This is a genomic window from Ructibacterium sp. SJQ-7 (assembly GCF_054696575.1).
The window spans coordinates 2,306,834-2,331,628 of record NZ_CP195193.1 but is presented as its reverse complement, the minus strand read 5'-3'; the positions used below and the strand labels follow the sequence as shown (position 1 = coordinate 2,331,628).

The window sequence follows — 24,795 nt, the reverse complement described above, 5'->3', positions numbered from 1 at the left end:
CCAATAAATAACACCTATTCTAAACAGTCCTTTACTATATTAACATTATAAAAGAAAAGTTCACCTCAAAAAACGAGGTAAACTTTTTCTCACTACCGATTAATTATGTTTTCGGCACATTATTCATATTTTAATGTATAAATTTGTTTTGGAGTAACTTCAACATCGCACCAGCCATTTGTATCCACTGAAAGCTCTGTCTCTGAAAGTTCCTCAAGCGTGACTTTTTTAACACTTGCCCACTTCCTATTTTCCGTACACGGAAGTTCAAACGAGTGTACCTGTCTTTCTATTGGCGATTGTTTATCTGATATCTCCGCTATGCCACCATTAAATCTAATTCTATTTTTAACTGTTTCACTTGACGGATTAAATAATCTCACCACACACCCTAAGCCGTCCTCACTGCGTTTTACGGCACTTATGTGTAGATTTTCATTTTCAAGTTCAATAAACGACTTTTCAAGAGGGTTCTTGCCATGTTCTGTTGGTGCTGTCTGTCCAATTAGTATTTCCATATTAAAATCTTCAGCAGCTTTCCATACTTGAGCATCTTCCCAATCACCCTTATGAGGCATAAAAGCATATCGGAAAGTATGTTCACCAAAAGACTGTGAACCGTTCTCTATTCTCGAATAGTTCTGCTCCTCGGGAGTTACATATATGCGAAGCTCAAAGCAGCGCAATAATGACAAATACACAGTATGGTTATAATCATCATCCGATTCATACGCTTTAAGTCCCGTATTCAAAATCGCCGCACCTTCATTTTCATTGCATATATCAACAAACGAGTTCATCGGCTGCTCTGTCATCGGAATTTCGTCATACTTCGAATAATCCGGTTTCGCAATCGGACGCTTTACCACATCAAACTGTCCCTGAGCGTATACAAACTCTGCATCCACGTCTGTGGGGAAAGCAGCCTGAAGATAGTGATTAGGAACATTGTTATTAATTTTCGTTTCAAATTCAACCCATCTTGCGCCTTTTCTGAGTGTTACAAGCGTTTCTATTCTGTAAGGCGCGAGGCGGGAACTTCTTTTCTTGCCGCCGTCAACTATATTTTCGGGAATTGCCCAATTAAGAACTATTCTGTACTTAGTTTCAAGCTCACCGCTGTATACAAGGCTTACAATCGCCCGTTCATTAACAGTTGTATATTCCTCATCAAGCTCCGGTGTCTTGTGTTCCCACGGGCTGCCATTTTCACCGGTGTCCTTAAAATATCCGATATTATCGTATTCCCTGCCGGTTTCCTTTTCAGTAATCTTAAGCGTACCGTTTGAATTTATCTTAACCTTCAGATATTCATTCTCCATAGTATTTATGCCGCAAAGCATATTAACCGGCGTTGTAGCCCGTGTATGATACTTAGGTACAACCTTGAGTGTTTTATAGCCCATCGACGGAATATCCTTAACAAATATTCTTATTGTATGTCTTGACACAGGAAGAACATCGACCGCGTCTGCCAAATCCTGAACAATTTGATACATAGGATTAATTGACGATATGTTCTGGTGTGGGCATACATTACCTTCAGCATCGACAATCTCAAAGCTGTCACACTCCCACTCAAGAGGAATTTCAAGCTCACACGGAACCGTCAGACTTCTTTTAAACGGAGCCGGATTAAACATTACAAGCGCCATATCATTCTTATCCCAGCCCGCAAAGTCAATGTCGCCAGACAAATCCATAAGAGCTCTTTCAAGCACGCAGGTTGCAATCTCTCTTGACTGCCTGAACCGATATTCTACGTCCTTATATACAACATCTCTGCCGCACGCGCCAATCGAATCATGCCCGTGGTTTTGAAGCATATAGTTATAGGCTTTATTAATAAACGCCTGCGGATATACAGCTCCGCATACAGACGCAAAAACCGCCATCGGCTCAGCATATGATGTGAGCAATCGTTCTGTTTCAAAGTTCTCCTGCTTAACCTTAATTCTTGCAGAAAGAACCCAGCCAAACAGCGCACTTACGCTGCCTTTTGTAAACGGATAGCGCATTTCGCCCTTTAAAACAGGTGAATTTTTATCAAAATCTCTGATCACGCTCTGCTCAAAGTCATAAACTGTACTGTGAAAAACATCAACACCTTCATAAACAGCATTAGCATCCTTGATAAGCCTTGATTCTCTCATATCCGGTATTGATGAATCATGACCGTTCGACCAGAAGCGGTTAGGCGTTGTCCACTCATCGTCCTGTTCAGAGAGTGCCTGCTCCGTCTTTTCAGCTATATATTCGTCATGATACTCATATTTTCTATGCGAATACTGATATTCATATTCACATCTTGCCGGATCCGCAAAACGGAATATTCCATCTCCAGCTCCCCATGAAACACGACGATTGTCACCGTCACGCTTGCCATAAAACACAGGGCGCTGCATTATATACCACATATTATATCTCGGTCTCTGCCCCAGTCTTGAAGCATAAATTGTTGTACCGTCGGCGCCCTCCCAGTAGAACTCCGATTTCGGTGCCATATATGTATTAATCCCTCTGTAAAAGGACGCAAAATCTATTCCGAAGCCATGATATAGCTGTGGCATTTGTGATATTTGTCCCCAGCCAAAGGGCGAATAGCCTGTCTTTGAAACTTTGCCAAATTCATTTGCAATTTTATGTCCCAGGAGAAGATTTCTTATAAGAGACTCTCCACCCACGCAAAACTCATCCGGCAAACAAAACCACGGACCCACAGCAAGCTTTCCCTCACTGATATACTTTTTCAGAATTTCCTTCTTTTCAGGGTTTATTTCGAGATAATCCTGAATGGGAAGTGTCTGCGAGTCAAGATGAAAATGTTTGTAATCCGGCTCTTTCTCAAAAATATCGAGCAGCATATCAATCGCAGTCACAAGCATATGTCTTGTTCTTTGAGCGCTGAATTTCCACTCCCTGTCCCAGTGGGTATTGGATATAAAATGACATTTTATATTTTTTCGCTCCATTTACGCTTCCTCCTCTATGTAATCAAGTATTTCCGCAAGATTATTGCAGTAGCGGCTACACATAGGCATCGTTCCGCTTTCTTTTATATTGCCTCCCGCAAGTCCTATTGTTGTATATCCGGCAATCCTTGCCGAGCATACTCCTGCGCCGCTGTCCTCAATAGCGATTACGCTACCGCGCTCATCAAAACCAACTCCGAGTCCAACCGCGCAGGTTTCAGCATAAAGCCACGGATGAGGTTTCGGCGATAGCTCACCGAGCGTTCCAACGCTACCCTTGCGGAGCGGGTATCCTGCTGAAATTATTGCGTCGTAAAAATCCGTAGGCTCGCCCATATCAAGAGCTCTGAACGCCGAAAGTATTTCCGGCATCGCCTTTTCATATAATCCCGATGTTACAAGTCCTATCTTAATCCCTTTGGCTTTTAGTGCGAGCAAAAATTCTTTTAATCCCTCCTGCGGAACAAAAGCATTTTTTCTGCCTCTGCCCTCCATAATTTCTTTCATTTCACGATTAACGTGGTCAAAATAGAAATTCCGCGCTTTGTCAAGCGATTCACCTGGACAGTATTTATCTATACAATACTGTAAATGCTCCGATACGCTATGACCTGATACAAACGGTATATCGCTCTCTTCAAGCTTGAAGCTTTCATCATCAAGCATACTGGCGGTTGTTTTTTCGATTATCCAAATCCAGAACTCCTCGCTTCTTACCGATGTTCCATCCAAATCCATAAGCACAGCCTTGATTTTACCGTTTCTGTTCACAGGATGAAGCGGATAGTACGCACCATAGCCAAGAGCTGAATTAACATAGGCAAGAGTCTGATTTTCAAAAGCCACAAATTCAACCTTTCCGTCTCCTGTGCATACTATATGTTTTACTCCGTCCTCACCGGAGGTAAATCTTCCGTCTGTAGTGGAGGGAAGGTTGCGAAATCCTGAGCTGCCGTCTATAATTCCCAAATCGGGTATATTGAAATTCATTACATTACCACCTCTACATTGCATATTTCCGCATCCGATGAAACGGTTGTACCGTTTACCGTTCCGTTGTCGGCTGTTATTTTAACAGTTCCCTCTCCTGTGTTCTTTACTAAAATATTATATGTTTTTCCTCTGAATTTTCTTGTTACCTTAAATTCAGATATATCTTTTGAAATACACGGCTCTATTACAAGTCCGTCAAAATCAGGACGTATACCCAAAAGATATTGTGACACCGTATAATAATTCCACGCCGCCGTGCCTGTAAGCCATGAATTCTTCGCTTCTCCCGCTCTTACCGCATCACGTCCAGCAATCATCTGTGAATATACATACGGCTCGGTTTTGTGAATTTCACTTATCTCCTCTAAATATGCCGGCGCAATCTTTTTATATAGTTCAAACGCTCTTTCGCCGTTACCCATTACCGTTTCACCGATTATTACCCATGGGTTATTATGGCAGAACACTCCCGCATTTTCCTTATACCCCGGCGGATACGACGAGATTTCGCCAAGCTCAAGTCGGTATCCCGAATACGGCGGATAATTGAGTACAATGCCATATTCACATTCAAGATATTTTTTAACGCTGTCAAGCGCTTTTTGCGCCCTGCCGTCCTCCTTGCCTATCCCAGCCATTACACAGAAGCCGTTCGATTCAATAAAGATTTTACCCTCGTCACATTCGTCAGAGCCAACCTTATTGCCGTTAGCGTCGTAAGCTCTTATGAACCACTCACCGTCATAGCCATACTCTAAAACTGCTTCGGTCATTTTTTCAACCTCATCCGAAATATATTTATACATTTCATCATTGTTGAGCGTCTTATAAAGCCTTGCAAATTCTCTGCCAATATACACGAACATTCCTGCAATAAGCACAGACTCTGCTACTCTGCCGTCATCGTCTCCCGTAGTCTGGAAAGATTCGTCAGGAATTTCGGAAAAGCAGTTCAAATTCAAGCAATCGTTCCAGTCCGCACGTCCGATAAGCGGAAGCCCGTGAGGGCCAAGGTTGTTTGTAACGTGTCCGAATGAGCGATTAAGATGTTCTAAAAGCGTTGCCGTATTGTTTTTGTCACAGTCAAACGGCACCTGCTCGTCTAAAATACCGTAGTCGCCTGTTTCCTTGATGTACGCAACCGTGCCTAAAATCAGCCACAGCGGATCATCATTAAATCCGCCTCCGATTTCATTATTGCCCTGCTTTGTAAGCGGCTGATACTGATGATACGCGCTTCCGTCCTCAAACTGCGTTGAGGCAACGTCAATAATCCTCTCTCTCGCCCTTTCGGGTATTTGATGTACAAAGCCAAGCAAATCCTGATTTGAATCGCGAAATCCCATTCCCCGGCCGATACCGCTTTCGTAATATGATGCACTTCTTGACATATTAAAGGTCACCATACACTGATACGGATTCCATATGTTTACCATGCGGTTAAGCTTTTCATCGTTTGACTCAAGAGTAAACACCGAAAGGAGATTATCCCAGTACAATTTAAGTTTATCAAGCTCCGCGTCGCATTGTGCTGATGATTCATATCTTGCAATCATTTCCTTTGCCTTTGTCTTATTGATTACATTAAGGCTTTCAAATTTCTCGTCCTTTTCATTCTCAATATATCCAAGAACAAATATGTATTCGCGGCTTTCTCCCGCGTCAAGTGACACGTCAATCTGATGAGATGCGATAGGATACCAGCCCGAAGCTACTGAATTGCCGCTCTTGCCATTTATTACTTTGTCAGGAGTGTCAAGACCGTTAAAGGCTCCAAGGAAAGTGTCTCTGTCTGTGTCAAAACCACTTATTTCGGTATTTACTGAATAGAAAGCGTAATGGTTTCTTCTCTCACGGTATTCTGTTTTATGGTATATAGCGCTGCCGTCAATTTCCACCTCGCCCGTATTGAGGTTACGCTGATAGTTAAGCATATCGTCCTGAGCGTTCCAAAGACAGAATTCAACGAATGAAAACAGATTTATGTTTTTAGCCTCACCGCTTGTATTTGTCACCTTAATTCTATGTATTTCGCAGTTATCGTCCACAGGAACAAAAGCTGTCTGCTCAACGCGGACGCCGTTTCGCTCGCCGGTGATTTTTGTGTAACCCATACCGTGACGACACTCATAAAAATCAAGCTCTTTTTTCATCGGCATATACGAGGGTGTCCAGCAATCGCCATTATCGTTTATGTAAAAATAGCGTCCACCGTTATCCGCAGGGATATTGTTGTATCGGTATCTCAGAATTCTTCTGTGCTTTGCGTCCTTGTAGAAGCAATAGCCGCCGGAGGTGTTTGAAATTAATGAGAAAAATCCGTTTGTTCCAAGATAATTTATCCATGGAAGCGGCGTTCTCGGAGTCTCTATTACATATTCCTTATTCAAATCGTCAAAATATCCATATTTCATATTTGTTCTCCTTACCAATAAATTTTCCAATCGCTTTTTTTCATGCGCATTAATGCTTCAAGATAGAAGTAGTCTCCCCAACTTGTACATTCCGGCTCATGACCGTGTTTTCTGCTGTACATACCGTCTTTTATAATTCCGTTGCTTTGAGGATAATCTACTGTCGTGTACTTTTCCGAAAGACTTGTCATCATCTTTTCCGCCGCATCAAGGAATTCCTGATTGTGATAATATTTTTCCATTTCAAGAATTCCGCACACCGCAACCACTGCTGCGGAGGTATCCCGTGGTTCATCGCTACCATCGGAGAAAATCAAATCCCAATACGGAACAGAATCCTCCGGAAGATGGTCAATAAAATAATGCGTAACCCGTTCAAACAACGGCAAAATCGACTTCTCTTTAGTATAGTGGTAACATAGAGCAAGACCATATACTGCCCATGATTGTCCTCTCGCCCAACTGCTGTCATCGGAAAATCCCTGATGAGTTTCTCCCCGAAGCGGCTTATTGGTTACAGGATCAAAGAAAAAGGTGTGATATGAAGACGCATCAGGACGGATAATATTTGCGATTGATGTCTGCATATGATTATAGGCGGCGTCATAATACTTTTTGTAGCCTGTCACTTCGCTCGCCCAGAATAGAAGCGGAATATTTAACATACAGTCAACAATAAATCTATAACTTTGCGAATCATCCATAGCACCCCACGCCTGAATAAATTTACCTTTTGGCTGATAACGCTTCAAAAGCCATTCTGCCGCCTCAATTCCATCCTGCTTCGCCTGTTCATCTCCTGTTATTCGATAATCGGCGACGCTTGAAAGTGTAAACAAAAAGCCCATATCATGATGCTCCAGTTCAACTCGATCAACCAACCTCTTATGAAACATTTCACTGTGATGCTTTGCCGAATTATAAAAAGCTTTATCACCTGTAAGCTCATACATAAGCCATAATATCCCCTCATAAAATCCGGTAGTCCATGAAACGTTCTCAAATTTTTTGAACACAAGATTTTCACTTTGTTCTGTAGGAAAACAATCATAGAAATAATTTAAGCTTTTTCTTACGATGCTCTCCGCATATGTAATCGCTTTATCAATATTCACTTTTTATCACTCCTCCTACTATAATAAATTTATGCGTAAATCACACGACAGTCATTCGTGTATATATCCATCTTGTTGCTTAAACTGATATAATGAAAGTGCAATTTCTGACGTATCACGCCTCAGATTTTCTGTCTGTAGATAAGTCAGTCTCTCATTTGTTGTGTTCGATTTATGCAGTAGATAAAAGGAGCTTTTATCCAGCCCTTTTTATTATAATTAGTTGACGCTGTTTACCGCCTTCGGTATGAAGGATTACCTTTGATGCTGCCTCTCCTGCACTCTGCTCTGCGAGCAAATCATCCTCTGTGGGAACATATATTCTATTTGTAGTCTCATCAATAAACAACACATTATATCCCGAGAAATCAGCTATTTCAATTTTGTCTGTCTGTCCCAGAGCAGTATCAACCTTTGTTTTCAGAACAAGATTTGTTCCGTTTCTGTAAAGCAACGTACCATATACCAATCTATACATTGCACCGTAATTATAGCTACCAATGGCATTGTATATATGTGATGTATTATGGCCATTTTCAGCATACTTTCCGTCTGACACAGCAATCATTGTTTTATTTAGTGTTGACGTCTCAACAGTTTTTCCTTCTTCATTCCCTGTTTTTACATAATCAGGATTGTCTTCATCCTTCAAAGAGAATACCTTAACATAATCCACAAGCTCGCCTTTACTGTTTGTAACATAACGAATTATATCACCATGCTTTACTTCCGACATAATTTTTGAACCGTTAGGTCCATTATAGTAACGTTTCAGATAGACATCTTCTGCAAGGTCAACCTGCATTTGAGCATTACCCTGCCAGCCGATTATTCGAGTTACACTCTCATCATTATCATTAACTGCCTTTACTACTTCGTCCACTACTGTAAGGGGTACTTTTTTATCTATCTCAGGTATTACGTCACTTGTATAATATACTATTACACCTGCTGTCCGAGATTCATCCACGTTATATGCTTCAATGCGATTTTCGGTTGTGTATTGTGTCCCGGTCTGCGGATAATATACCCAATCATCGAAATAGGTTAAATTTGTCTTAATATACTGTGATGCATCTCCGATATCCCCTCTATCGTTTGAAACGGGAACTACAAAAACCTTTGTCTTTGAATTTATCGCCACATTATTTCCGTTATCACTATTAAATGCAAGTGTATTTCTAAGATACATGCCTCCCGGTTTTATGGAAGATGTCCTTTTAGAAAAATCGTTATACATTGTCATAGAATTGTCATGGAATACATCATTCCACTCCGGATTTTCATTGTCGCTATGATATGGAGTATCGATATATTTAATCTCTCCCTCATCGTTGAGCTTATACATAATTGGGACTCTTACATACACATAACTGTCATCACTATAATCAGCCATTATCTTATATGACGAATCCAGTGTTGCAAGCGTAGACCTCTGATAATCCGCTGCTATTTTTAATGCAGTTATTATTTTTTCTGCACCTTTGCAGGTTAAACCATCAATTTTTGTACTTCTTGCAAGTTTGAATTCATTCATATCACCAGTATAAGGAAGTAGTTTGGCTATCACATCGCTCCTGTTATCCTCAATCCAAGCCTGTATTAAGAATCCATATTGTATATCGTCAGTTTTAAGCAAATCATAACCGGCTATCCTACCTCGGTAATCAAGATACACCGTATATTTATTTCCATTTTTAATTGCTTTTGCGTCTTTATAGTATTCAGCATTTGTTGAATACTTATATGTCCTGTCCTCAAATTTAATTTTAGTGCCATTAGTGCTCTTTACTACACCGGTATACATCAAATTGCTTACTATAATCTTTGTCTTGTTTGTTTCAATATCTTTAGCAACTGATAGAATTGAATCCTCTGTTATATAATAAGCATCAACAGGATTGCCCATACGGTCAGTCATGTCGCAGTCAGCAAAATTTACCTTTAATGACCCGTTTGGGTCATCATTGTACAGACCATAAATCATTCCCTGCGACTCTACAATACGTTTTACAACCATTATGTCATATTTGTATACAAAAACAACATCGTACTTACCATTGTTATCGTTATCCACTAATCTGATATAATCGCAGTTATAAAAATCTTCCTCGTCTAACAATTTTGGCGAAAATCCGTTAAGTATCTCTTTCGCTGATGAATTAAGAGATACTTTTTTTGTTTTATTGTCGCTATAGTATCGTATCATGTTATTTTCAACACTTTTAATATCTTCGCCGTCTATCGTTATTATGCTGTTATTTTTGTGATAAGAGATATATAAAAGAGTATTTCCTCCGGAATCTTCCTTTCGATAATATGCCTCCACCTTACACGCAAGGTAATCATATAAATCACTGCGGTCACTGGCAAGAAGATAATCTCCTATTCTAATACCTTTATATATTGTATCACCACTCGTTATTGCATGCTCTGAAACAGATTCTACAACTCCGGTGATTTTATAAGCATCCTTGAAATACTCTAAAGTATTAATGCTTTTATGACCGTTATTTCCATATGAAATGTATACATCGGCCTTTATAGAATCATTAAGAAGAGATGCCGCATCAGTTCTTCTGATAGAAGCACTTCGGTTATCCAGAAAGTTCTTTGTTATATCATAATTTGCGGCAATTTGTATATACGCATTATCATTGCCTCCATACATATAAGCAATCTGCTTATACCCCAAAGCATTTACAAGTGTTCTGAGTGCATTATCAAAACTTATTTCATCCGTACAATCTATATTGAAATCTACATATCCCATACTTTTAAGCATATCATGGGCTTTTTCCCACATGTCTTCTTTGTTTGCATCTTCGTCATAAAATGAGTCACAGTTTATGTAGCGGCACACTGACAGAAAAAATTCACCTGCCTTGATTGGCTGAAGATATGAACCATCATCAATAGGAACCCACATTTCAAAAGCTGTAAGCTTTTTTACTGTTTCATCATATTCATTCTTACCCATAATGTACGTATCATATTCAATATCCTCTATGTATGCGTCATCGGGGTTATCCAGTTCATGCTTAGGGTGCGAGTCTTGAATGAGAACATTTTGTTCCTCATCGCTTAGTCCCGCATCATTATCTCTGTTGCCGTCATCATCAAAGTTTTCAGCTGAAAACACTGATATTGCCGCTGTAAATATTACACTCAGAGAAAGCATCAACGCAATTATTTTTCTTAATTTATTCATGTTACTTCCCCCTTTATCGTATTACTATTGCCGCAATCGATGGCACATCGTTATGTCTTGAAATAATCACTCTCGAAGCTTTTGCCTCTCCTGCAAGATTAGATGGAATTATATCATCAAGACTTCCCAAATGAACTCCTTCGCGACTGTCCTCCAAAATATATACACGATTATTTTTAAGATTGAAGTATCTTTCGCATTTCAGACTGTTGCTTCCTGCTGTTCCCGGATATGTCTGTATAATCATTGATGAACCTGTTATTGATTTTACAATGCCAAATTCCGTTGAATATTGAACACCGGTGAACCAGTATGGATTTTTGCCTTGCCATATACGTCCCGATACAACATCGGTATCAGGATTAGCAGCCATGTCATCAAATGCGATAAGTGTCTTTGCAGAACCGATATATGACTTTGTTTCTCCGTATTCATTGCCTCTGATTACCACATCGGGATTATCATTGTTATCAAAATCAAATATTTTATGATAGTCAACAATTTCATTATTAGCATTCGTTGCAATCCTTATAAGGTCTCCCTCGTCAATGGTTGATGTAACAGGTCCTTCGCTGCTATTATACTGTCTTTCAAGTTCTACTCCCTCAGCGGTCACAAATTCCTGTTCTGTACCATTGTATAAAAGAGTTAGTAAATAACGCTCGTCATCATCAACAGAAGTGAGCGAAACATTCTTAACCGCCGCCATAACAGAACTGTAAGTGAGCTCATTTCCTCCTGCATTATCCGAACGTATTACGGCAATTCCCGCTACCATGTCCTTAGACATATTATATAGTTCCACCGTACCAAAAGTTGCAGACTTCAAATCTTTAAATTGCTTTATCTCATAATATTGGGAGTCGTCCATTAATGATTTGCTCGCCGGAACATACATTATTTTTGTCTTCTCCGAAAGTCTTGCATAACCCGGGAAACTCCTATAGTTTGCATTATAGTATGTGTCAGAAAGGTCTGTGCTGCGGGTGAATACACTTGCCGTTGTATAAAGCTCGTCAGCATCTACATATTGTGCAGTTTTTACTGACTGAATTTCACCATTATTATTCAGCTTGTATCTTATAAGCTGATTAACTGAATCCGGGTCTGTATTTACATCCTTGAATAGCTTTTCAATGTCTGTATATTCATTTACTTTTTTGTTATTTACCTTTGCATTCCGTGCGAACTCTAATGTTTCCATATTTCCGGATGTAGTATATACTTTTAGGTATGGTCCATCGCTATGCTCTGCCGGAAAAGCTTGTGCAAGATATGCAAAGTTATTTACCTCATCATTGTCATCAAATTCGGCATATGCTATTCTGCCACGATGGTCAAGCAATACACTGACAGCATTTCCTACTGACAATAATGAATATGTTGTATTTTGTGCCGCAAGAATATCTGTCAAGTCATACTCCGCATCATCAATACTAACTGTTAAATTCCCGTTGTTTCGAGCAGTCCTCTTAACAACTCCGTCAGCTTCTTCCCTCGATATGTAAATTACAGCATTTTCTTTTTGTTTATCCTCGATAACTGAAAGAATATCATAAATCTTTAAATTTCCTATCGATGTAAACTTTTCGTCAGTGTCATATACAATTACAGTTTCCAAATCATTAAGTTTTATCGACGACTGATTATAATAATCATATAATGTATTTTCATACGGTGTAAGCTGATTTATACAGTATATTGCTTCTCTGATTACATTTACTGTATCATACATTCCATCATTGTTACTGTCTATCAGAATAACCTCATCAGCGTTTTTAATGTCTTCTGTATCATATTCAGCAACATAATTGTAATTATACAAGCGATTTATTGTCTTCGGAAGTGTTTCTTTCTTCTCCGAGTTTGTTGTTTCATTTTTATAATATTTCAATACAGAACCATCAAAGTCTGAAATCAAGTCCTGCTCTAATGAAAGGACATTATTTTTCTGGTTCGGCTCAATAAATTTTAGAGTTTCATCATCTTCAACGTAAAAAGCGTTTACTCTGTAACCAAGGTATCTGTATACATCTTTTATATCCGTACTGAAACTATAAGAACCTATTCTCACTTCATCTGCACTAAGACCTCCACTTCCGTCTAATGTGCGAGTTCCACATACATATACTATATCATCAAGAGTAAGTATTCTATGATAATAATACAAAGGTGTTATATCAGAAATAGAGTATATTGACGATTTATCCAAATCATCCACAACCATATATGCCTTGGACGCCGAATCAAATATCTCCAATATATCCATAAAAGAAAGCGTATCATCAATAGTCTTTCTCAAATTCGGAATAATATCGTTGCTTACCGCTACACTGTAGTATGAACTGATATTACCGCCGTTCTCGATAGCATAAACATCATATCCCAGTACACGGCACATGATAATAGCAACCTCACCCAGAGTTATCGGATTGTCAGCCCCAAATACTGAGTTGTTCTTATCAATATAACCGTTATCATAAAGAAATCGAATTTCATTGTAATATGTACTTCCGGGCACCACATCACTGAATATGGTCTTGTCATCGCTTTTCTCATAATTTTTAGCATTCACAAAACCTGCCAGATATTTTGCAAACTGACCTTTCGTTACAATACCGTTTTCCTCGTTAGGAAAAGGAATTATATCCAGTGCCATAAACTTTCCGGCAAGAAGCATATATCTGTCACTGCCTGTCAAATTCGTATACGATATGTTTCTTGATTTCATAAACAGAGATACAGAGTAAAGTATCTGAGCAGTCTGTGCTCTTGTTGCATTTGCCCTCGGCATAAAGCTTCCATCACCCATACCGTTTATAAGTCCAAGATTTTTTAGTGCATACACGCTATCTTTAGCATAATCAGAAATATCACCATCATCTGTAAAGCTATCTATCGCAGCACCGTTCAATTCACAGTTTTCTTGCTTAAGATATCGTACTATAAGAACTGACATATCTTGACGTGTAATTTTTTCTCCCACACCGAATATATCTTCCTCAATTCCACTTACGATACCCATATCGGCAGCAGTATTTACATATGGAGCATACCACTTATTCTCATCCACATCACTGAACTTATTATCAACATTTTCCGTTTCCTTTCCGAAAATTCCAAGAAGCATCTTAACAAACTCCTCACGGGTTACGGAATTATCTGTGCCAAAGCTTCCGTCTCCGCGTCCGCTGATAACTCCAAGATTTTTTAATGAATTTATCGCAGTATACGCCCAATGGTCCGTATTTACATCTGTAAATATTTTATTGTCTTTTTCAGATGACACAGTATCATTTCCGGTCACTTGCGAAACTATCATAGATGTACTGCCTTTTCCCGAACCGTTTCCTGATACTGAGCCTATCCCGTTCGTTTTATTTGGATTTTTACTGATAGAATTCATGTACTCATCAAGCAATGTCCCTAAAGATGACAACGACTCCACTCTTTTTTCAGTTACATATTTATAATATCCTGTACGATTACTGGCACTAAGTCCCTCAAGGCTGCTATAACTGATATAAGGTGCAAGTATATTCTTATTTTCTGAAATAAGATTGCCAATCTCACCATAACCATTTACGCATCCAAAAGCCACAAGCAGAGCATTTTCATTAAATGCACTTCTCAACGATTCTATAGAATCATAATCATTTTTTGCCGTAGCCGAAAGAACATTGCTGAGTAAACTATCAGATGTTATATACTTTTTAAAATAATCGGTTCCTCCATCAAGTTCAGCCAAGTCATTATATGAGGAATATATCTCTTTTAAAGTTTGAATTGAATTTGTTTTGTTTAAAAGCTTAACTACAAGTTCTTCACCGATGTTTTTTCGTATATCGCTTACTGCTGATACGTTTCTGTCGGCAACCGACACGGCTTTTGCAATTTCAGACAATGTTAATTCCTGTGACAAATAATTGTCAAGATTTATTATTGCCTTATATTTTTCAAAATAATTTGCACAATCAGATTCGGTAGTGCCGAGAGTTTTATACTCGCTTATACATGAGTTTATTTCTGTCTGCGAGGCATTATAAAATTTTCTCGATACTGTATTTCCATACGATAAAACCGCATATATTTGTCCATATGCCATTCCACCGGTATGAATAGCACTGTTTATTGTATTATTTTCAGAATTAATAGTATACGCACCTATATACTTATCATCTTTTTTAAACACAACAAATGCAGTTCCATCTCCTGTGACGGTTCCGTTTATGTTTATAGTTTCACCACCGTCAGAAGCTATTATATGACTTTCAAAAATCGTTCCGGAAGGTGCAGTGTATTGCATTACTCCGCTTCCCACTTCTATAGGCGGGCATAAGAGTTTATAATCGGTTTCATTATTAAAAATGTATATCTCTACCGAACTATCACTTTCTTTTTTGATGTTAAAATTAAATGTTGTTGTATCACCCGCACCAATACTGCGTTGCTCAGCAAAAGACGCACTTGTACATACTCCATCGTTGTTTTTTACAACTGCGAGAGCACATGCTTCAACGGAAACACTCGATGATTCATTTGTCACCGGTACACTTATATTATTTCCGTTTTCTTCAATATCGCTCACTTCCGGTTGTATACCGCTTCTGGCAGTGAAGTTTACATTATATGTGTTCTTTACTTTTCTGCTGCCTGAAGTGATTGTAATCATTCCGTTTCCGGGAACAGACTCAGGAGCGGTTATTTCATATGATGCACCCGTAAGTTCTTGGCGTGTATTGGTCTTTGGAATAGTAGGTGTCTCAACATCTACGGTTACATTTTTCTTAATATCCTCCGCAGTATATGACGCCGGCACAGGAATATTATTTGATGACGCGTTTTTGTCAAAGTCCTCGACTTTTACTCCCTTTACAAAAACTTCTGAAATATTTGCATTTTCAAAATACGCTTCTTCTCCGGTTGACGGCGGGGTTATTGCCTTTACTTCATCTGTAGAACGGTCAAAAAGTATTTCGTCAATCTTCAATGGTTCTTCCCACGGTGTTTCAAGTGTATCTGAAGTCGGATTAGCACCAAAATAATCTTTATACGGGAAAATTATTGTCATTTGATTAAGTGCCGTATAAATATCGCTCTGTATTCCTTGGTCCATCGTTACTGACCCGGACTTAAACGCAGATGTCGGTATTGTTATGTATTCCCATTCGCCGTTGTTTGGAAGTTGGAACTTTTTTGAATACTTCTTGTTCCCCTCTGTACTTGAATACTCCATGGCGATTTCAAGAACACGATGCTCTGCTGCACCATTCCCGTGGTCAACTGTCTGAGGTGTATGTACCCACATGGAAATATTTTTTGTATCTCTCATAAGGTCAAGCATTGAAATACTTTCATTAGCAAGTTCTATCGGCTCGCTCTTAAACTGCATTACAAAGCCATTGTATCTTTTTGACGGGTCGGAAATCTCATGTCCCGGATATGTTATCTGCATAGCATTTCCATACTTACCTGATACATAGCTTTTTTTAGTGCTTATAGTACCTCCGTTATAACTGTAGACCATACGAAAGTCAGAGTCACTTTCCATTGAAAGCTTATAGTTATATTTGATTTGTGATTCTGTATCCTGTGCGGTTACAACAATGTTTACACCACCAAGAGCAATTACAGCGGCACATATAACCGAACAGATTTTTTTAATCATCCTCATTCTCTGCCTCCATTCTATTTTACTATCAGTTTATAGGTCTGCGGCTCAATACCGTTATTCGATACATCCGATACGGTTATTGTATATTCTCCCTTTTTATCCTTAGGAATGGTAAATTTAAAGTTACTATACGAATAATTTCTCCACGGCCAATGCGGATATGAAACCCATTTCGGATAAACCTTGTAAAGTGCATTATCAACATTGTCAACAGGCAATCCCTCAACCTTTAGTTCACCATTTAGCTCATGCTCCGTTTTATTCATAATATGAATTGAAATATGTTCTTCAATTCCTGCCTCAACCTCAAATGTCTTTGGAATTTGAATTGCTTTGTTTGCAGGATATTTTGTAACCAGTTCACCTATCGGTTCCGATTTGACCGGCGTTGCATGGCTTACTGATTGTCCTGTGAGTTTATCACCAATATTCGTAAAAGCAAAATCGTCAATCCAAAGTCGTCCCGAAGAGTTTAGTGTCATATTAAAAAGACTGATATATCTTACCTTGTTAAGATGAAGCATATCGCTCATACCGAGGTCGCTTATCCTAAATTTATACTGTTTCCATTCCGTGCTGTTGACATCGAATGCGATACAAAATCTTTCAAACTCACGTTTCTTGAAATTTGAACGCTGTTCATTTTGATTTGTACCTTTTTCCTGTTCAAAACGCAGTATAAAGCGTTGCTTAGAACCATCGCCCTTTGCCCAAAATGTAAAATATTCAGCATCGCCTATATCCCAAGACTTAGGGATTGTTGCCCTCGCCTGCCCTCCATACGAACCTTCAGGGCAATTATAGCTAAACATAACAGGATTCGAGCCTTGTCCCCTGCTTTCTTCAACTGCATTAGTAACAGTAAACGAGTCTGTTTCTGTGTTTTCATCGTCTTCCCATGCCTTCCATGTCATACTTTCCTTTTGGGTAACGCTCGATACCGTAAAAGGCTTTATTTCTTCGTATGGCAGTCCTCCCACTTTTATATTATCAATTATAAAACTGCCGGGACCGTCATCAAGAGATGTAAAGAGTACAGACTTAATTTGTGTTGTATCAAGTATCCCTTGCTCATTCTTAAACAAGCTTAATGGAAAAAACCAGTCCTTCCAGTTATCATGTAAATCCATCTGCATATAAGTTGTAAATAATCTACCATCTTTCAACTCAAGTCCAATTCCGATTTTACGCATATCACCGTCGCCTTTTATTCTCACGGCCAGCCATTTTGCACCGCTCAAATCAGTATCTTTATCAAAATCAGCAATCGCAGCACTGTCCCAACTATCAACACAGCTTCTGTCAAAATCAATAAGCTGACCTCTGCCTTCATAACCACTATCTGTTCGTTCTGTCCTTATTTCTTTGCCATACACTTTAAAGTCCACGGTATTATCGTCAAAATCAATAATATGTTCCCAAGTCGAAAGTGGTGATGGGTCGACATACTGTCTATCTTTTTCCTCCGGACGTGTTTCAGGCTCTTGAAGCATTTTATATTTCATATATATACCCGAATAATTTGATGGTGTAAATGTGTCATAGTCCATAAACATATTTGGATTTGCACCCGTGTGAAAAGACCATGCCGTATAGTTAAGTTCATTACGGTCAATAAAATCATGGATTTCGTTCATCCATACATGTGGATATTCGCAAAGATAATTGTCATACCAATCAAAAAGTCTTTCTCCCCAGTGTCCATATTCACCCACAAGTATAGGAGCTTCATCTACAAGACACTCTACGGCTTTTTCAACCGGATTATATTCCGGCTTCATTGGATAAATGTGTGTGTCATAGATTACACCGTTACCCGTTTTATCCTCTAATTTATAGCCATGTTCCATGCCGTTATATCCATCGCACAGACCGTCAAAATAGTATGACCAATCAAGACCGCCCGCAATTACAATATTTTTTGCACCCTTGTTGCGTATCATATCCAGAATTTCTTGATGACCATATACACGCTGTGTTTTCTTTCCATAGCTGTCGGTAGTTTCAAGCATACCGCCGTTACGCCACATTTCCCAGTCAATATCATGAGGTTCATTGAGCAAACCGAATATAACTCCCGGATTATTTCCATAAACCTCTACTGCATCATTCCAGAAATCCTTCTGCTGTTCTGTAATAGCATAAAATTCATGCAGATTAAGTATTACATACTTTCCGCGTGATGTAATTTGATTAATTACATTATCAACCATTTTGCGGTAATCACCATAACTCTTACCCTGATACCATTCTTGTCCAAACCAAAATTTAGAATGAACGCACAAACGAACACAATTTGCATTCCAACTGTCACAAAGAAGTCCTACTCTCTTCATAAGGTCATTATCTCCGCCTGTGGCCCACTGCAAATCCGGAATATTCGCTCCGGTAAGCCTAACCTTTTCGCCTTCAGCATTATATATGTATCTGCCTTCAACATGAAGCTCCGAGGGTAATATCTTTTGTACCGTTCCAATTTTAGCTTGTGCTGATTCCTGTACAAGCAACAATGACATGCTAAAAACTGCAACAAGTAAGCAACTGATAACTCTTTTTATTTTCATAGTAAACTCCTTATCCGAATAAATATAAAATTATTCTTTTACTGAACCTACCGTCAATCCTTGAATAAAATATTTCTGGAAAAACGGATAAACAAACAATATAGGTAAAGTCGCTATTATACAAAGTGCCATTCTCGCACCTTCCTTAGGAACATTAGCGAGAAGATTTGCCGAACCCATCTGAGCTGAATTTTCGGTCAAATTCTGAATATTTGAAATCATACTTTGTAGAAGATACTGGAGATTATATTTTTGAGGCTCTGTTATATAAAGAAGCGGAAGCCACCAGTCATTCCAGTAAGTAAGTGTTGCAAACAGTGCAATCGTTGCCAATCCAGGTAAAGATATGTGCAGAACAATCTTAAAATATATCTGATACTCATTTGCCCCGTCTATCTTCGCCGCCTCTATTATTGCAGTCGGTATTGACATTGAATAGAATGACCTCATTACAATTACGTGCCATGCATTCATAACATAAGGAAAAATAAGTACCCATATACTGTTCTTCAGATTAAGAATGCCTGTTGTCACCATATATCCTGCCACTGTTCCACCACTGAAAAGCATTGTAAAAAACGCTATAAATGTAAACAGTTTTCTGTATTTAAAATCCTTTCTGGAAAGCGGATATGCATATAGTGCAACCACCAATGTACTCATAAGAGTTCCTACAATCGTAACAAAAATAGTTACACCATATGCTCTTAAAATCGTTTCTTTAGATGTAATTATATATCTATAAGCATCAAGACTCCATTCTTTAGGAATAGCATGAAAACCAAACTCTGAAATTGCCGATTCACTTGTAAACGATGCTCCAAGAACCACGAGCAAAGGATAAACACAAGCTACTACAATAAGAAAAAATATAAAATAAAGAATAATGTCCGAAACTTTGATTTTACGTCTTTTTTTCTTAGCCGGAGCTTTAACTTCCGGCTGTTTGATACTATCTATGATATTAATTTCTTGTTTCTTCACTGTTATACCTCCTTTTAGAATAATGCGTTTTCGGGGCTTATTTTCTTCACAATAAAATTAGTTGTCATAACAAGTATAAATCCAACAATTGATTGATAAAAAGCTGCCGCTGAAGCCATTCCTACACTTCCCGTACCCGCTGACATCAACATATTATATACGTATGTACTGATAACATTTGTAGCCGGATAAAGGGCACCGGTATTTAACGGCACTTGATAGAATAAACCAAAATCGGAATTGAATATCTTTCCGACATTTAAAATTGTAAGAACTACCATAAGAGGAACAAGTGCCGGCAATGTTATGTATCGTATTTGCTGCCATCGAGATGCTCCGTCAACCTTAGCGGCTTCATAAAGCGAGGTGTCAATTCCTGCTATACCTGCAAGATATACAACACTGCCATATCCCGTTGTTTTCCAAAAGTTTACTATAACAAGAATCCATGGCCAGTATTTCGGATTTGAGTACCAGTCTACACCTTCTAATCCAAGTGCCGGAATAAGACTTCTATTTATCAGACCGTTCTCAACGTGAAGAAATGCCAGCACAAGAAAGCTTACAATTACGTATGATAAGAAATGCGGCATAATTACTACTGTCTGGCACAGCTTTGAAACTGCTTTATTCCTCAATTCAGAAAGTCCGATTGCCATTGCCACATTAAATACAAGACCGCCGAAAATAAACAACAAATTATATGCTATCGTATTTCTCGTAATAACCCATGCGTCCGGACTGCTAAACATGAACTCAAAATTTTTGAGTCCATTCCACGGGCTTGCCCATATTCCAAGATCATAACGATACTGCTTAAACGCAATTATAATACCAAACATTGGCAAATAATTAAACAGTATAAAAAATATTAATCCTGGAATGCACATTGAGAGCAAGGAACCATTTTCTTTTAAATCTCTTATAAGGCTTTTCTTTTTTTTCACGTCTCATCCACTCCTTAAAAACTTAATAATTGCAAGATAAAGAGATATATAAATCTCTTTATCTTGCAATTATTATAACATGTACTATTTTTCATTAAAATGAGGTAAACTTTAAGCTAGGTGGTTTAATTTATAAAAAGTTTGTCACATTGATTATCGGGTGAAGATTTGTAAAATCATCAAATATAAACACTTTCATAGTTTGATGCTCAGCATCTGTAACATTCAAGTCAAGCATCAATTCACCGTCTCCGATTATTTTCTGCCCAGCCATACGAACTGTATCAATCACACCGTTTTCTTTATACACAGCTACAATCATTACCATATTTGTATCTTTTTCAATATCAGATGCTATCGCTTTTATTTTTATATCTCCATTTGTAAGATTAGTGATTTCCTTTCCGTCAATTTCCGCTGTTACTTTAACAGATGAAAACAGAGTTGTTTTTCCTTCTGTTTCCGACAGTGTCATATTATCAAAGATAATCTCACCAGTTCTCGCTATCTCTTTGAGTTCATCTGCACTCATTGCCTTTGTGTCGTCTGAATTATTATCAAGATTGGCATTCTCAGCCGCTTGAAATGTAACAGTGCCTATCTCCGTCATATTAACAATATTTTCACCATTTACAAACTCCGAAAGCGGAACACTGATTTTCGCCCAATCGCCATGAGAATCAAGTTCAAATCTCCTCGTATAACGTGTACCACTTGTAAGCGTTCCATCGACAGTGTTGCCCGTTGAAAAACTTATTTTTACAGCTCCTTTACCCTTATAATCAAAGTTTAGGTACTCAGCCCCCTTTGCACCATTATTTGTCCACACTGCAGGAGCCGGCACAAAAATTTCGCCGGCATAATAAGTTGCCGATTGATAGTAAACACAGAAAGCCGTACTTCCATCAACTCCGCCGTCCTGCAGCCATTTTGCTTTTATATAGTCTTGATAATCATTCGACTTATTTTTGAATCCTCCCCATGTCTTACCGCTTGCGAACTTAGTATCCGCTGTTTCAAAATCCGCAACATACGATATTTCTGTCGGTTGAGTTGTCGCTTCCGGAGCAGCTGTCGGGGAAGTTGTATCCTGTTCCGCAAGCGTGATGTTATCTATTACTACACATCCTGTTACAGCTTTTTCTTCAAGTTCATCTGCACTCATCATCTTTGTTTCTTCAGCATTGTTATCGAGGTTTCCACTTTCTGCCGCAGAAAAAGCCATTCCTACCACATCTGTCAACGGCACTTCATTACCGTTATTTACAAATTCAGAAAGTGGCACACTGATTTTTTGCCATTCATCATTTGTGTTTATAGTCACTGTATGACCATATCGTATTCCGTTTACAACCTCGCCCGTTTCAAGAGATATTTTTATTTTTCCTTGTCCCTTAGCATCAAATTCAAGACACTCTGAATTTTTATTTATTGCCCATTCCTTTGGTATTGACATAAATATCTCTCCGGCATACCATGTGGCAGCTTTGTAAGTCAGTTCAAGAGCACAACCCTCTTTACCGTTTTCAGTTATTTCTGACTTTATACTGTCACTGTAGGTCTTATCATTGTTATTAAATCCTGCCCAGGTCTGCTTATGACTGAGAGTATAAGTATCAAAATCTATGGTTCTTGTTGTATTATCCGGTTTCTCTGTAGGTTCCGGTGTTGCATTTGGATTAAGAACATTCTCTCCGACATTGGACAACTCCATATTGTCAAAGATTATACTTCCGTTTCTCGCTTTCGCTTCAAGCTCCGCTGCCGTCATTGCTTTCGTTTCAGAGGCACTGTTACTCAAACCGCCGTTTTCGCCCGCTTGGAATGTCACGCAGCCTATATTGGCTATTGTTACAGGATTTCCGTTATTTTTAAATTCCGAAAGTGGAATACTTATACTTTGCCATTCACCGTTTGTATCGGCATTAAGTTTATAACTGTACTTTGTACCTTTCGTAAGAGTGTCTGTTGCGGCACTTCCTGTTGACAGGCTGATATTTACAATACCTTTGCCATTGTAATCAAAATTAAGGTACTCAGCATCCGCACCGTTTTGCCAAGCTACAGGAATTGGGAAGAAAACCTCGCCTGCATACCATGTCGCAGCTTTGTAGGTTATGCGAAGTCCTGTTGAATTTTCCTTTCCACCATCGGCTACCCATTCTGGTTTGACAAAATCACTATAATCGCCGGCTGTGTTTTTAGTTCCGCTATATGTTGTGCTATTACCAAATTTCGCATCTGCAGACTCAAAATCAGCCATATATGACACGTTTGTCGCAAAGATAGCACAGTTTATTGAAAAAAATATTGACATTGCGATAATTAATGAAACTAATTTCTTCATAACTAAATCTCCTAAATATCCCTCATATAAGTATAGCGGTCAAAGACCGCTATACTTATACCTAATTATTTGTTCTTGTTATTGCTTGTTCTTGTTCGCAAGAAATTCATCATACTGTTTCTGTGCTTCTTCAATAATTTTGTCAATGCCGGCAGCCTTAAGTTTAGCGGCATATTCTTTCATAATCGGCTCAGGGTCCATTGAACCCATAATTACCTGTTTACGATACTCGCTCTTAACTGTCTGACATGCCGCTATTTCCGCTTCTACCGCAGTATTATCGAATTTAAAGCCATAATCGATAGGTTTCTTAGCCTCTGCGTTAAATGCTTTCAGAGCCTCAACCTTATCAGGGCTTTCTCCTTCTGTAAGATAATTTAGGAATACATTTCCCTGCATCCACTGATAACCTTGTAACGTATACGATGTATCATCCGGAATTGTTATAGTATTATCATCAATCTTGGTGTAATGTTTTCCTTCAATACCATAGTTGATAAGGTTGCTGAGAGTTGCATCAGTGTTAAGTAGTTCAAGGAAACGAAGAACTCTTTCCGGATTCTTTGATGTTCTTGAAACAGCAAGCATCGAACCTGTTCCGGCTCCATTATCCTGCCATATATCCGATACTGTTGATTGGTCAAGTTCAAAATCAAACTTAGCGGAAGTTTCCTTGGCCTTACCTGGTTTTAAGAAGTCCACATAACAGAAAGTTTTTCCGTCCTTTAATCTCTGCTCAAAATCCGTAGCAGTCATAATGTCTTTCTTTACAAGACCTTCGTTATAAAGCTTATTAGCCCATTTGCATGCTTCAAGATATTCCGGAGTTTCTACAAGATTTACAACCTTGCCGTCATATTTGTCTGTATCGTAGAAAATAACGGCTGTTCCTGCGATTTCCTCGTACTTCATAAGAGCTTCAGGTGTTCTGTCACTGCCCCAGTCAATCGGATATTGCATATTTGGTTCATTTTCCTTAATCATTTTAAGCACCGGTAACAGTTCGTCAAATGTCTTAATATTATCCATATTGATATTGTATTTTTCGGCAATATCTTTGCGATATGTCCAGCCTCTTGAATCTGCCATTTCCTTATATGTCGGTATCGCATAAAGCTTGCCGTCCACTCTTGCATTGTCGGCTATTTCTCCAAGCTGCTCAATTGTCTTTGGAATATATGTGTCAATGTAATCATCAAGTGCAAGCCATGCACCGTTTCTCGCATTTGCCGTATAAGTAAGAACTCCGGGTGTTGTCCATGCAATATCAAAATATTCACCCGCCGCTATCATTGTGTTTAGCTGCTTGCTGTACTGATTTGATTCCAGTCTGTGCATTTTCAGTGTAGCGTTAATTTTATCCTTAAGATAATCATTAACAGCAGCCTCTACGGAAGCAACATCCTCCTGTGGCATACCTTGCATATACCAGTTGATTTCATATGTATCCTCCGGTACAACATTAGGATCTTCACCGCCTGTTGCAACCTTGTTTCCTCCGCCACAGCCTGTAAGCACACCTCCAAGCATTAGCATGGCCAATAATGCCGCAATTTTCTTTCTCATAATTTTAT

11 protein-coding genes are annotated in these 24,795 nt (G+C 38.8%); all 11 read right to left on the bottom strand.

Annotation, left to right across the window (positions count from 1 at the left end):
• Positions 1–119 precede the first annotated feature (119 nt).
• Positions 120–2,972: an alpha-mannosidase gene (locus ACSAMO_RS10100; protein WP_499209242.1), complete on the bottom strand. Its 2,853-nt coding sequence runs from the start codon at positions 2,970–2,972 to the stop codon at positions 120–122.
• Positions 2,973–3,962, bottom strand: coding sequence for an HAD family hydrolase (locus tag ACSAMO_RS10095; protein ID WP_117966535.1), 990 nt, complete (start codon positions 3,960–3,962; stop codon positions 2,973–2,975).
• The gene (locus ACSAMO_RS10090) at positions 3,962–6,379 is read right to left on the bottom strand and encodes a glycoside hydrolase family 94 protein (protein WP_412275058.1); all 2,418 of its coding nucleotides are present in this window, start codon (positions 6,377–6,379) and stop codon (positions 3,962–3,964) included. Before ACSAMO_RS10090 ends, ACSAMO_RS10095 begins: the two co-directional genes overlap by 1 nt.
• Before the next feature lie 11 nt (positions 6,380–6,390).
• On the bottom strand, positions 6,391–7,494 hold the full coding sequence (locus ACSAMO_RS10085) for a glycoside hydrolase family 88 protein (RefSeq protein WP_412275055.1): 1,104 nt from the start codon (positions 7,492–7,494) through the stop codon (positions 6,391–6,393).
• A 196-nt stretch (positions 7,495–7,690) separates the two neighbouring features.
• Positions 7,691–10,705: a hypothetical protein gene (locus tag ACSAMO_RS10080; protein WP_118446236.1), complete on the bottom strand. Its 3,015-nt coding sequence runs from the start codon at positions 10,703–10,705 to the stop codon at positions 7,691–7,693.
• Positions 10,706–10,718: 13 nt separating this feature from the next.
• Entirely contained in the window at positions 10,719–16,379 is a 5,661-nt protein-coding gene (locus ACSAMO_RS10075) for an S-layer homology domain-containing protein (RefSeq protein ID WP_499209241.1), read from the bottom strand.
• 14 nt (positions 16,380–16,393) lie between these two features.
• The gene (locus ACSAMO_RS10070) at positions 16,394–18,943 is read right to left on the bottom strand and encodes a cellulase family glycosylhydrolase (protein WP_499209240.1); all 2,550 of its coding nucleotides are present in this window, start codon (positions 18,941–18,943) and stop codon (positions 16,394–16,396) included.
• Between the two features lie 30 nt (positions 18,944–18,973).
• Positions 18,974–19,927, bottom strand: a complete 954-nt coding sequence (locus ACSAMO_RS10065) for a carbohydrate ABC transporter permease (RefSeq protein ID WP_022229584.1) — start codon at positions 19,925–19,927, stop codon at positions 18,974–18,976.
• Positions 19,928–19,941: 14 nt separating this feature from the next.
• Positions 19,942–20,817: an ABC transporter permease gene (locus ACSAMO_RS10060; protein ID WP_117966605.1), complete on the bottom strand. Its 876-nt coding sequence runs from the start codon at positions 20,815–20,817 to the stop codon at positions 19,942–19,944.
• A 187-nt stretch (positions 20,818–21,004) separates the two neighbouring features.
• The gene (locus ACSAMO_RS10055; RefSeq protein ID WP_118446233.1) at positions 21,005–23,221 is read right to left on the bottom strand and encodes a CIA30 family protein; all 2,217 of its coding nucleotides are present in this window, start codon (positions 23,219–23,221) and stop codon (positions 21,005–21,007) included.
• Between the two features lie 78 nt (positions 23,222–23,299).
• Positions 23,300–24,787 (bottom strand): ABC transporter substrate-binding protein, encoded by a 1,488-nt coding sequence (locus ACSAMO_RS10050; protein ID WP_308456438.1) that lies wholly within the window; start codon positions 24,785–24,787, stop codon positions 23,300–23,302.
• Positions 24,788–24,795: the final 8 nt, after the last annotated feature.

Excerpts from the sequence above, each read along its gene's own strand:
- ACSAMO_RS10060 (WP_117966605.1), bottom strand. The coding sequence starts at position 20,817 with ATGTGCATTCCAGGATTAATATTTTTTATACTGTTTAATTATTTGCCA.
- ACSAMO_RS10075 (WP_499209241.1), bottom strand. The coding sequence starts at position 16,379 with ATGAGGATGATTAAAAAAATCTGTTCGGTTATATGTGCCGCTGTAATT.
- ACSAMO_RS10055 (WP_118446233.1), bottom strand. The coding sequence starts at position 23,221 with ATGAAGAAATTAGTTTCATTAATTATCGCAATGTCAATATTTTTTTCA.
- ACSAMO_RS10050 (WP_308456438.1), bottom strand. The coding sequence starts at position 24,787 with ATGAGAAAGAAAATTGCGGCATTATTGGCCATGCTAATGCTTGGAGGT.
- ACSAMO_RS10070 (WP_499209240.1), bottom strand. The coding sequence starts at position 18,943 with ATGAAAATAAAAAGAGTTATCAGTTGCTTACTTGTTGCAGTTTTTAGC.
- ACSAMO_RS10095 (WP_117966535.1), bottom strand. The coding sequence starts at position 3,962 with ATGAATTTCAATATACCCGATTTGGGAATTATAGACGGCAGCTCAGGA.
- ACSAMO_RS10080 (WP_118446236.1), bottom strand. The coding sequence starts at position 10,705 with ATGAATAAATTAAGAAAAATAATTGCGTTGATGCTTTCTCTGAGTGTA.
- ACSAMO_RS10090 (WP_412275058.1), bottom strand. The coding sequence starts at position 6,379 with ATGAAATATGGATATTTTGACGATTTGAATAAGGAATATGTAATAGAG.
- ACSAMO_RS10100 (WP_499209242.1), bottom strand. The coding sequence starts at position 2,972 with ATGGAGCGAAAAAATATAAAATGTCATTTTATATCCAATACCCACTGG.